Below are 13366 nucleotides of genomic sequence, written 5' to 3'. Positions count from 1 at the left end.
TGATACTTCTGTTTATGTAAACAGGTAAACTAATATCATCTTGATCATTTAGTTATACAGCTATTCAATTATTCAGCTATTAACTTATCCAACAATAAAGGACGCACGAGTCATTTATGAAAAAAAATGTTTTTACTTCGCTAATCTGTAGCCTATTTTGTTCTACGTTAATAGCTTATCCGAATGCTTTAAGCTTGCCTTGGTTATCGCCTATGTTAGATGACGATATTCCGGCATGGTCTGTTGATCTATTAAACAAAAGTCAGGAGCTATTTGATTGCGGCGAAAAAGAAGAAGGGAAAGAATTTTGCTCTGATGTTGTTAATTATTATACAACGCCTGTACAGGGCTATTTATGGTTAGCAAAGGAAAATGTAAACAAAATACAATTAAACGCGCCATTTACGGCCAGCAATTATTCCCAACTTCAACTCAATATTCGTAAGGATGGCTATGTTTTAGTTTGGGTTGAAATAGCAGGCAAGCATATTGATATCACAGAGCAACTTAAGACAAAGCCGTTTCATATCGTTGATAGAGAGGTGATGATGTTTATGAATAAGGGCAGAATCTCTTCGCCTAGGAGGTTGCTATGGTACCCTGAGACGCAACAACAACAAGCCAACCCAAGCCGATACGTTGAGTTTGTAAGTGATGGTGTAGTAATAAATGTTAACTTTTTTAAGCTTTAAGCTTGATGACAGGAGCGAACCATCAACTGAACTACCAATTGTAAGGCTGATGCGATTGCTATCAACGTCAGAAAAAATATGCGCTGACGTTGATTTTGTTCTAGAACTAGCACCTTTTTAAGTGATTAGTGAATGTATTTTAACTCTTGGCGTAGGTAAGTTGCTGCACCTAGTAAACCTGGGTTCTTGTGAGTAATAACAAAAGTAGGTATTTTAGTTAAATAGTCTTTTAAACGTCCTTTCTCTTCAAAATATTGTCTGAATTCACTCGCTTCAAAAAAATCAAGAAAACGCGGCACGATGCCACCAGCAATATAAACACCACCAGTACAGTTCAAACTCATCGCGAGATTACCGGCAAAGCTGCCCATTATTTGACAAAAGATATCTAAAGTTTGTCGTGCTATCACACATTCATTATTCAGTGCTGCTTGTGTTATTTGTTTAGGCTGAATAAATTGAGGGGCTTGTTGCGAAAAGTTGCAGAGACTTTGATATAAATTAACGATACCTTGTCCTGACATCACTTGTTCTGCAGAAACATGGCCAAACTTAGCTTGTAATTGAAATAAAATATCCGATTGTTGGCGAGTGTTTGCTGTAAAGCTAACATGACCCGCTTCACCTTCTAGGCTGATCCACTTATCAATTACTTTTATGATATGTGATACACCTAATCCGGTACCAGGTCCAAAAACAGCAGTGTTAGCATTTTCCTGAACAGTACCTGTACCGATTTGAAACTTATCTGATGCAGCTAAGAAAGGCACTGCCAAAGAGATCGCAGTATAATCATTTATTACATACAAAGTGTTTAAGTTTAATTGTTCTTTAAGTGCTTTTTGTGAAAATGACCAACTTAAGTTGGTCATGGTTACTTGATCATTTTCCACGGGGCAGGCAATACCGATACAAAGATCATTAACTGCACTGTCCAATGTTGAAAAATAAGCTAACAAAGCTTGTTCTATAGAGTCAAAGTCCGCACAAACATACTCGACCAGTTTGCTCAATTTACCCGTTTCAAGATCACAAACTGAAAATCTAATATTTGTGCCGCCAAGGTCGACTACAACAGCTGACATTTTTTCTCCTAAATAATTGTTAACTTTCAACTTTAATTTACGTTTATCTTTTCTTTATAATTTGTTATTTATAACTATTGATAGCATCAACAAAAATTGTTTGTGCGCCTTCTACTTGCAGATTTTTAGCTTCTTCCAAAAGCTTTAATGCTTTTGGGATATCTTCGTTTGCAACGGCATTTTGGATTGATTTTTTATAGAAACTTTCAAGGTCAGTTCCTGCAGGAATATTATCAGTGGTGTTAATGATGCGTGTAGTCACAACTTGATTGCTAGTAAGCGTTAAGCTGAAATTACCGTAGGCAACATGTTTAGCAAGCGGATCGTCGATAATAGGTTGTACTGTATGCTTAGCAATAGCAAAGGCTTTTGCAGGGTGTAAAATTGGTGTTGAACCAACTAAATCTTTTGCAGTGGTATATACCAATAATTTAAGGTTATCACCACTCATATCAGGCATGACATTAAACGCGATGGTAAATTTATCGTTATCTAACAATTTTGCTGGCTCGTAGGTAAAGTCACTGAAGGACTTTTGGTCAATAAGGTCACCGGCTTTATTTAGGATCACAACAGTAGGTGCATAAAAAGTATTTTTGCTATCGACAAAACTTTCAATTTCTATATCTAATGAACCTTTATTGCCGGGTAACGTGAAGCTGGCAATAGGACCTGCACTTTCTCCGTTTAGTAATAATTGGTTTGATTTATCAATAGAAAATTTAATGTTAGTAGGGATATCCAGGGCTGACCATGTGATCTCTGATATATTCATGGCAACTTGATTTTCTTGAGGAACGTCGAGAGTTACTGTTTGTGTTTTTGCACAACCTACAATTAAAGTTGATAAAATAATTGGTGCTATCCATTTTTTCATAATTGATTATCCTAATTGTGAGTATCATTTCTGCCACTTTATATCTTTACTGATTAAAAATGAGAAAAATAAGTGTTAATTATACCTGTATTTTAAAAGGTGATTTGTCTTTATTCTTGTATATTATTTTTAAACCATCCATCTACTTGGATTGAAAATTGATAGCTGGATTGCAAAATTGGTTGGTTTAAAAATAATATTGCTTTAAAAAATAATGCTCAGTCAAGCAAGTAAACAACACAGCCAGACATCGACTGTGTTGTAGATTAAGAAGTTAGTGGCTTACCACCAAGCTTCAGCTTGTACACCAAACTGCATAGTACTGTCGTCACGACCACCGTTAAAGGCATTCGCACCACTATCTGCGTCTTGGTTAATGTAGCTTGCATAAACACGGATTTCAGGACGAGCCCAGATGCTTGAACCGGCTGTCCATGCTTGCGCAATAGTTACTTTACTATTTTTGGTTTTATCACCGTCTGTGTCATCAATGTTATAACCTAGCTCTAGGATAGTTTTATGATTTTCATCCCATTTGTAGACTGGACGAATAACCGCGGACATGGTTTTTGTTTTATCATGACCTTTCCACATATCTTCACCAACGGCATAAACTAACTGATGCAACATCTCAATGTTTTCACCAAAACCAAGTACACCCCAGTTGATTATACGGTAGCCAGAAGCACCGTCTTTTGCTTCAGCACCATACCAGTTACCACTACCGTAAAAGGCTAAAGATTTACTGTAGCCTTCAGTACCATATTGGAATACTGTTTTGTTGAAGCCATTATCTAAACCTTGTGTTAACTCAAAAGTAGTCATGACTCCGTCTTGAGGATCTCCAACGATATCATCGGTGTCATTGACCATCGCATAATCAAGACCAACTTCTAAGCTCGCTTTTTCCCATAATGAAATCCCAGCATAACGAACATCAAAAGTATTAACGTTTACTGATCCACCATTATTACCACTATCGTTAAGATTATTGTCAGACTCGATATGACTACGGTCGTTACGTACCCAAGCTAAAGATAATTTACCTGGTCCTACTTGAATGTTTTCAACACCCGCACCCGCACCTGAAATATCCCAGTAGTAAAAATCCGTATGGTGCACATCATGGCGTTGGTAAAAACGCTTACCGGCCCATAACGTTGCTTCCGGAGCAGCAGAAATTAAACCTTTTGCTTGTACGTTAAACTGACGTAAGGCAAATTGAGCATCATCTTTACATTTTACTGCGTCTTCAGGAGGGGTGCCTGAAGTGACAAGCTCACAAGAAGTACCAGTACTTTCCCAATCATTTGATCCGTTAGAGGTCATCGCAACCATTGAATCGAGATAAAAAGTTTTGCCATTATCATTATAAACTTCAGACCCTAGCTGAATTTCACCATAAACATCGTCCTCATTACCTAAACGACCAATTTTATTTTTCTCGTGAGCAATTTGTTGTCCGCCATCTGCGTTCATGCCAACACCTGCACGAGCATAACCGTGAAAATCTACTGCAAATGCTGAGCTAGAAAGCAATGCGGTGGATACTGCTGCTGCGATTAAACTTATTTTTTTCATGTTATCAACTCCATTTTTAACTCGCTAATTTTAAAACGATTGGTTATTTATTATTCCTCCGTTATTCCTTTAACTTGTTAGATAGACTGTAAAAAGTTTAAGCAACAACAGGTTAGTGTTTAGGAGTTTCCTCCCTTCAAGGTGACTCAACGTTGACTATGTTAGGTGAGATAAAGATGGCTGACTTCCTCCACCTTTATTTTATTTAGGGGGGGGGAGAAAGGAGTAGAGTTACGCCATTAAAATAAAAATGCAGAAGGGGTCACGGATTTAGGGAGGAGACAGTTAAAAAATAGTGATCAAGGTAATATTAATGCGCCTCCGATTCTTAAATTTGAGCGAAATTTGTAACTAATTTATGACGATTTAGAAGACTAATAATTTGCTAATGACGATAATATTGCGTTAAATCAAAGCAGATGAAATTGCTAAAATGGACTGAGCAAACTAGATTGAAATTAATCCTAAAATAAGAGTACAAAATTGGAAAGTACTTATATGAAAATTTACGTTGCAAGCCTCTAGGTAAAGACTTCTAATGGTTAGCGGTTAGCGGTTAGCATGATAGTTAGTAGTTAGTAGTTAGTAGTTAGTAGTTAGTAGTTAGTAGTTAGTAGTTAGTAGTTAGTTAAGTTGCTAAGTAGATAACCCCTTTAGCCTTGAAAGCTAACGGGGTTATCAAGATAACCTTTGATGGTATTAAATTAACATTAAATAAGAATTTCCTTCTAAGATTAAGTGTAGTTTTTCTGATTCAATTTTAAACTGCTGCTCAGTTAATATATCTTGCATTGTTCGATGCCATTGAAAATCGATACAGGTATCAGCATCGGATTTGTTTATGGCAACGATCCCTTTATCGCCTCGTGCAAAAATCAGCAGATCTTGATTAGATAAAATAGGGATCATTTTCTCCCCATGGACATAATTATGAAATTTAATCATTTGTTGCATGCGTTTATTTTTCCAAGCGTTTACCCAACGTGGTTGATGATTTTCACCTTCGATACCGCTGGTATTTAAATCAGCATAAATCAATGGCACGCCACCATCTCTACCTAATATATAGGCATAGGCTAAGTATTCGTTTTGTTCTGATAAAATCAAATCCTTGAAGCTATCGTTATTGGGAATATCATGGGTTATTACAAAGGTAATTGCTCTAAAGTTTACTAACGCTTGCCCAAAGCAATAGGGGTCGATCAGTGATTCGATATTGCCATTTTCCTGAAACACGTCAAAAATAGTGTTAAATAATGGAAAGTCGTAGGATCCTAAGCTTGTTTTTTCAAGATAGGGTTGCAGAAATAACTCATACTCTTCTTCCGTCGCACCGCCGTCGGTTATGATTTCACCAAATACATGCATATTTTCGGTGATATCTTTACTCCAAACGCGTTGCAAGTGTTCGAGTGTCATGTGTTTTGCTGCATCGATCCTAAAGCCTTTTACGCCTAACCCTTTAAGTGCTTTTAAGTATGACTGTTGTTGTTTAATCACATAGTCACATACTTTAAGTGTGGGTAATCCTGGGTCTTCTGCGCCGCCGGTTATTCTCCCATTTTGTACTTCCCAGCAATTTTTCCAGTCTGTAATGCCAAAACCATCAACAAAGTGTGTGCTGTTAAACAAGGGTTTACTTAAATCACCAAAAAGAAGCAAAGATTGATAGTAAGATTGATTGTCAGCATAGTCTTGAAGATCTTCCTGACTTGGATACTGAAGATCATTGCGAAGATAGGCTTCATTGGCCATGTGATTAAATACAATATCAGCATAAACATGAAGGTCATATTTAGCGAGTTTTTTGATCATATTAGAAAAATCGAGGGTATTACCAAGCTGATTATCGATAATACGGTAATCCTGTGGTTGATAGCGTTGCCACCATTCTGTTCCATTTTCATGTTTAAAAGATTTTAGTGGTGGTGATACTAAGACTGAGTGATAACCCATTTGGCTGATAATTTTTGCCTGCTTAGCAACCTCTGCGTATGACCAATCAAAGGCATGTAAAATGACATTTTCATTGCCTAGCTGGTTACTTTTATTATTTACCTGTTTAGAACTGTCTGTATTGGTTGATACTTCGGGTGTTGATATATCCAGTTCAATAGTGTTCATGTTAGATTGATACATCATTTTAGTTCTCCTTGGCTATTGCAGTTAATTGCAATAAAACCTAAATAAAATTCAACTCTACCTAGACTCAATCACTTAATTTTTTTATTTTTATATAAACAAAAAATCTAATGTAGTTTGTTTTACTCCCGTTCATCATAAATAATTTTCAGAACAACAGTACAATTATTTTTAAGTACATTTTTTTATTAGAATATGTCTTATTATAAACACTGCACAACGGAAGCAATCCACCTGAGATTGATATTAGTAGGTTGAATAAGCGGGCGTAGAAGTAGAGGGAGTATGATGTTAAGTAATTTTTAGTTGATATTTTAACTATTTTTAACCAGTGAAAAAGTACTTAATATTAAATAATCATTAACTCATCGTTAAGGTGGTGAAGGCTTAATTTATTTATTATCAATACTTTATAACCTACTCGCATAGGTTATAAAATATTATTATTTACTCCTTTTAATTTAATTAATATTTTCTGATCTAAGCGGCTATTTTTTAATAAAAGCTTAAATTCGTAATTGAAATAATGCGTTTTCTACTTTTGTTTAACAGAAAGTCCCAACCCTTGAGATTCGTCCTGTGGTTTAATATATACCGCAGTCGATAAGGCCGGTACAGTAAATGTACCTTCTATAAATGATGCACTACTGTCGACTAAGTTAGGATGTAATGTAAAGCTATTCGCGTCTGAAATGGGAAATACCTGTTGTTCATTAGTCGCATTAATAATAGTCACGATAGCTTCTATATTAGGGTCTAAATCTATGCCTGCTGTTGTCCCATCATCAATACTCATTACTATTAATCCTGTTATTGAATCTGAACCTGTATTTTGGAAATCAACGCGTGCTTGTATTTCTTCTTCAGTGGTCAAGCTAAATAAAGGGGAACTAGTACGAATTTTCAAAAGTTCTTTAAATCGTGTATCGGTCCATTTTATATCAGCACTGGTAGGTTGAGCCTGTGGATCTTCAATAATTGTTTGGATTAATGGCCAGTTATCACCATCTTTATCTTGTCTTGGTAAACCCACATTCCAATTATTATTACTCATATCGAAATTGACTGTATTAAACCAGTCGCCTGAATCATAACTATCGCGTTGCATTGATTTTGAGCGCAATAATTCAGACCCCATGTGTAGAAACGGAATTCCTTGACCCAACACATTGATACTGAGTGATAATATTTGCATTTGTGCTCGTTGCTCAGAAGTTACCTGTGATGCTACTTTGTACATATTATTATCCCAAAGTGTTTGGTTATCATGCTTTGAAACATAGGATATGTTTTCTTGCGGATCTAAGGTATAACCTGCTTGCTGACCGTTGTAATCAATCTCTTTACCTTGTTTAACTGCGCCCGTTTGATCTATCAATTTAAAGTTAGCGAGGTTGCCTGCCATACCTAAACGGATCATATCTCCGTCTTTTCTAACCTTGAGTGAAGCTGCAGTAAGATCTTCTTGAAGTTCATTCCATAATCCTGCGGTGGTAAATCCCTGGTTTTTACGTAGATCATTTCCGCTATCGAAGGGGCCTCCTCCTCGAACTGCATCACGTAAGCGGTCTGAAAATGTGCCAATGCCGGTACTCGCCATATTTGACTGTGTAGCTTGTACGAATAAAGCATCATTAGCTACCTCCCCAAAGTTCCAACCTTCACCATAAAAGTAATTATCTTGATCAACGGCTTGAACAGCATTAAGTGAATCAATCATTAACTGTTTTGGTTGATGTCCCATTAAGTCGAAACGGAAACCATCAATTTTGTATTGCGTTGCCCAAGTAACTAATGAGTCAGTCATTAGCTTGCCCATCATGATATGTTCTGTGGCTGTATTCGAACAACAGGTTGAGGTTTCAATTGCGCCAGCTGCATTAAGGCGTTGATAATAGCCAGGCACTATTTTATCCAATACTGATTTATCATTAGTGCCTGCTGAGTTGGTATGATTGTAAACAACATCCATCACTACTCGATAACCCATTTCATGTAGTTGCATAATCAACGTGCGATATTCTTTGACCCTTGTGATGCCGTTTGCATTTGTTGCATAACTGCCTTCAGGTGTTGTGTAATGAAAAGGATCATACCCCCAGTTAAAACTGTCATAAGCCCTTAAGTCGTTGAGTAAAGCTTGCGCATCTCCTGTCGAAGGATCATATCCTGCAAGCACATCACGTATTGTTGAACCGCTTATTCCTTGATTACAAATCGCTGCAGAGTCATTTATTTCACATAATTTAGCGACTGTGTCATCTAATTGAACTTGCTGTGCCGGATCTTCATTGACCGTGGCGATATCGAACATATTCATCAAGTGAATAACATTCATTCCATTATCAGCCAGTGATACTAATTGTTTATAACTCGCTCTATCTTGCTCTGTGATGGCAAGGTATTTACCGTCTAATGCATCAGTGCCGCCATCATCAACTGCTGAGGTTAAATCACGAAGGTGTGTTTCATAAATGAGTAACTGCTCTGGCTCTGCAACAGATGTAATAGATTGAGCATCCCAACCGCTAGGTTTAGCTTGGTTTTCTAAATCAACTATCTGTGAATAGTGGCTGTTAGCCGATAAACTCAGTGAATACGGGTCCGTCACTTGTAATGTTTCAACGTTATTTAACGCAGCATGATAAACACTGACTTGATAACGATAATAAAGGCCAAGGGTATTGGAGATGTCATCTGTATTCCATGTGCCATTGGCTTTTCGTGTCATTGATATAGCTTGACCGACTTGAACGAAATTTTGATCATAGAGGTAGAGTGATACTTCTTTTGCTGTTGGAGCCCATAGTTTAAATGTTGTACTATCACCATTGACGATGGCACCTAATTGTTCGGTTTGTGCACCAGTATCGCCCGTGGCATAAATTCCATCTAATGCAGGTGCAAGTTGTACGCCTGTAACTTCAAGGATTGTGCCTTTGGTATTTTTAGCAACGAGCACTAATTGACCTGACACTAATGTGTCAATGGGCAAAGTTATCTCATCTGGAATAGTAAATTCAAATGCACGGTAATTGTTATAGCGTTTACTTGCATTAGCAGGTAGCTGCGCATTTTCTGTTAATGTCATGGCGATGGTTGATGACTTTATTTCACCACTCGCATTGTCGATGCTAAAGCCACCATCGGCGAGGTAATGCAATTCATAAGAAGCGGCTTCACCGACTTCCCATGCGATAGTGTTAGCATTAATCAATGCACCTTTTAGATCTTCTAATTTTGCGGTAATAGTATCGTTGGGATCATCTAAAATTGTGGTTAAATCTGCGCTTACAAAACCTTGACGATCTGCAATATTGGCAAAAGATAATGTTAAGTCAGCTGATTGGCTACCATTCGCTCTGACAATAAAATTAACGCAATCTTGTGCGGTTTGTTTTGATAATGGCAAAACCCAATAGACACCGTTTTCATCTTCACCGGTTGCAGCAACACCTTGATCCCAAATTTCAAATCCTTTAATTTTCTCACCATCAAGGGCACTACAAGCCTCATTATTCCAGACGTGTAGCGTGGTCTCTAAGCGATTTACTGCGTCCGACATGACATAGATTACCGCCTCATTTTCCTTTGCTTTAATTGCATCTATAGACGTTTGATCAATTGGATCTTTTTCAATAGGTATTTTATCCGTGGAGTTACTACTCTCGATACATGCTGTCAGTGTTGAAGCTATTAATAAAGGCATGGTATAGCGTGCTAACGTACTGAGTTTAAATTTCATATAGATGTCCCATTGGCATAAATAAATATTGAATGAAGTAAAGATAACGACTTTTTTTGATCGTAAAGAAAGCGCTGATTAGCTCCCTTAGTGAAGTGGATCAAGTCATAAGTACTGTTACTTCATCTTCCTTGTATCAGGCATTATGTTATTGGGATTTTAATTGGTGGACCTCCTCCATTGTTAGCTAATATTGAGGAGGTGTAGAAGGGGGGATATATGATGCAAAAAATTGAAAATGTTGTTTGTATCACTTATTGAAGGCTTAGGAACAAGTAAATATGTGAGCTTTACTATTTTTTAAACATGTAAGTCATCTCCCATCGATAAACATTTATATGGTAGGTGGAATGACGAATAAAAGGCCGAAGGTGGTTTGTACTAATAATAGATCGCTATCTACAATAGATTATTACTTGAAATAGGTGATTGCTATTTATAATTGATTATTGCTTTTAATGAATTTATTGGAGTTAGACGCTGTGGAAAGGGCGCTATCAATTCAGGAGTATCCAGATATAAATCAATTGAATTTGTACTCTGCAATGTTTACTCAGACACTTAATAGAAGATTTAATAGAATGAGTAACGGAAATGACTTTCCGTTACTCATCTAATGACTTATCAACCTAAAGCCATTACTCAGTTAGAGCATGATTTAGTACCTTAAATAGTAATTGCTATAGCTGATACTTTACTGCGCTTTTTTACTCAGTTGGATATTGTAGACCGCAAAACCTAGTTCGTCTTGCTTTGCTCTTTTAGTGAGTGAACGTTGAGCATAGGTTTTGATGAAGTGATCCGCCGTTTCACTGTCTTGAGTTTCAAAGCGAATATCAAGTTTTGTAGGCGTTATAATATCTACAAAATCCCAGTTATTGTCAGCTGAAGGATTAACCGCACCCTGAGTATTGGTTTGTGAAGTGATATAAGCGGCAAGCACATCGCGGTTGGTATCGGGTTGTTCCATTACAACATAGTTAGCACCTGTACCAGCAAATTTCCCACCAAAGGCTCTGTAGTTATTGGTACCGACAATAAACTGTTGTTTTTCTAATTGCTCACCCGTTATCTTTTTGCCTTGCTGATCCGTGTAAGTCAGCCCAACAATTCTTTCTGCCGTAGGGTCAATCACTGTACAATTACTGTCAAACTTACTGGCTTGGGTGACATCTATTTTGTAGGTGACACCATCGATCACGTCGAAGTTATAGGTACGGTGATCTTTCCAGTTAATTAAATATTGCGGCGAGCTACTGTGTTTGTCGATTTGATTAAATTGATTGGCGCTGCATTCTAACCAATCTTTTAATTGAGCCCCTGTAATTTTAAGTGCTACCACGGTATTAGGATACAGATATAAATCCGCTGCATTTTTATAGGTCAATGCTCCCTTTGGCACTTGTACAAAAGCATCACCATCTGAAGCAGCACTATGACGGCCACCGGCTTTAAATGGTGCCGCCGCAGATAATATAGGCAATCCTTTAAGCGAACTGTTATCTGATGCAGCGACTTGATCCTTAACATATTGTAGTTGCGCATTTGATACAATTTGCACTGTTGGATCATCTTGCACCAAGGTTAGAAAGCTATACATATCACTGGTGGCTTTACCAATGGGTGCATTTACAAAGGCTAAAGTACCTTTATGTTCATCAGCAACAGCATCATGGATAGCTTTATCAGCCTCTACAACTGCTACTTTACTCCCCGCTTCATTACGTTGATAGATTTGGCGTGATTCTGATTTAGCACTTTTAATTGACCAAGTTTGATTACTGTATTGTAGATCAAAATCAATCACCCCTAGGTTATCACCCCATCGACCAGGCATTACCGCAGGTACACCATTAATGAGGCCTTTAGCAATGTCTACGTTAGGTAAATCAGCAAATTGTTGACTTGGAAAAACAGAGTGACTATGCCCAAACATAATTGCATCAATGCCTTTTACGGTGGTTAATGCGTAGGTTGCATTTTCAGCATGAATATCACTTGGATTTTCGCTGGAACCAATACCTGAGTGAGGAATAGCGATAATAATGTCAGCACCTTGTGCTTTCATTTCGGGAATGAACTTTTCAGCCGATTCTACGATCCCTTTTACTGTTACTTTACCTTCAAGATTTTGTTTATCCCATTGTAATATTTGAGGTGGAACAAAGCCGATGTAACCGATGTTAATAGTTCTTTCAATATCTTGATCATCGATAATAGGAGTCTTTTTGATTATGAAAGGAGTAAAAAGGTTATCACCTGTTTTTTTACCCTCCCAACAATCGGATTCACAATAAACGTTAGCGTTAATGTAAGGGAAATTTGCTTTGTTAATTGCTTTGTTTAGAAAGTTGAGACCGTAGTTAAACTCATGGTTACCAATATTACCGACCTCGTAATTCAATAAATTCATAGCTTTGTGAGTAGGGTGGGTGGAGAACTCATTACCTTTTTTAAATTCACTGGCAATATAATCCCCCATCGGGCTGCCTTGTAAAAGGTCTCCATTATCCACAAGCAAGGTATTTTCAGACTCTGCACGTGCGACTTTGATTAGGCTTGCTGTGCGAGCTAAACCAATGGTGATATCTTGTTTGGTTTGATAGTAATCATAATCCATGACATTGGCATGAATATCGGAGGTTTCAAGTACACGTAATTGTGCAGAATAGGTATTATCTAAAGACTGACATCCTGACATTGCAAATGCTGATGAAATCATTACGGCGAGAAGTGTTTTGTTCAAAGTATATTCCTTTTTATTGAAAGATAAGGGCCTGTTACTAAACGGTTATTAGTTCGTAGAAAGTCGAAGAATGATACGTTTCTTTTTATTACCGATTCATTATTAAATTGTGATTGTTAATCGGTTACTTTTGATCGTTTATCGCTGCAGGTGATTGTTCACTAGCAATACAAGATAAAACGTGAGGAAGTTTATATTAATGAATTTTGCTATCTTTTTAATTACAAAGCATAACAAAATATGTGGGTAAATTTTTCAACTCAATGTTCCTTGGTAGGTAAAGTCAGGGCATATATTTAATAATAATGTAATTCTCAATAGCCGTTAATGTACAACCAACCTCGTTTAATAACTTTATTACTTACCCTCATTAGTTAACCTTAGTACTTAACTTTAATACTTACCTTCAATAATTAATTACAAACAAAAAACCTTATTAGTACTACAAATAAGGGTTTTTTGATTCGCATTAGATGACAGTTGTATCAACTAAAGTAT

At 37.0% G+C, this 13366-nt stretch carries 7 protein-coding genes; 1 reads left to right on the top strand and 6 read right to left on the bottom strand.

The window, feature by feature from the left end; all coding sequences use genetic code 11:
- The first annotated feature begins 116 nt into the window (after positions 1-116).
- A complete protein-coding gene (locus tag MT390_RS03600; protein ID WP_166371352.1) occupies positions 117-692 on the top strand; it encodes a hypothetical protein in 576 nt (191 codons plus the stop codon).
- Between the two features lie 125 nt (positions 693-817).
- Here MT390_RS03600 and MT390_RS03595 read toward each other — a convergent pair whose 3' ends face one another.
- From MT390_RS03595 to MT390_RS03570, 6 genes are all read right to left on the bottom strand, one after another.
- Positions 818-1777, bottom strand: coding sequence for a glucokinase (locus tag MT390_RS03595; RefSeq protein WP_499439649.1), 960 nt, complete (start codon positions 1775-1777; stop codon positions 818-820).
- Positions 1778-1841: 64 nt separating this feature from the next.
- Positions 1842-2654 carry a MalM family protein gene (locus MT390_RS03590; RefSeq protein WP_499439647.1) on the bottom strand — a complete coding sequence of 271 codons (813 nt, stop codon included), beginning with the start codon at positions 2652-2654 and terminating at the stop codon, positions 1842-1844.
- A gap of 282 nt (positions 2655-2936) precedes the next feature.
- Positions 2937-4235, bottom strand: a complete 1299-nt coding sequence (locus MT390_RS03585; RefSeq protein WP_499439645.1) for a maltoporin — start codon at positions 4233-4235, stop codon at positions 2937-2939.
- A 699-nt stretch (positions 4236-4934) separates the two neighbouring features.
- A complete protein-coding gene (locus tag MT390_RS03580; RefSeq protein WP_499439810.1) occupies positions 4935-6359 on the bottom strand; it encodes an alpha-amylase family glycosyl hydrolase in 1425 nt (474 codons plus the stop codon).
- A 553-nt stretch (positions 6360-6912) separates the two neighbouring features.
- Positions 6913-10122, bottom strand: a complete 3210-nt coding sequence (gene pulA, locus MT390_RS03575) for a pullulanase-type alpha-1,6-glucosidase (RefSeq protein WP_499439644.1) — start codon at positions 10120-10122, stop codon at positions 6913-6915.
- A 694-nt stretch (positions 10123-10816) separates the two neighbouring features.
- Entirely contained in the window at positions 10817-12868 is a 2052-nt protein-coding gene (locus MT390_RS03570) for a bifunctional 2',3'-cyclic-nucleotide 2'-phosphodiesterase/3'-nucleotidase (protein ID WP_499439643.1), read from the bottom strand.
- Positions 12869-13366: the final 498 nt, after the last annotated feature.

This window comes from Vibrio sp. 2-Bac 85, from assembly GCF_037546705.1.
In the GTDB taxonomy this organism is placed as follows: Bacteria; Pseudomonadota; Gammaproteobacteria; order Enterobacterales; family Psychromonadaceae; genus Psychromonas.
The sequence above is the reverse complement of the archived record's forward strand: the minus strand, read 5'-3'. Positions and strand labels throughout refer to the sequence as shown.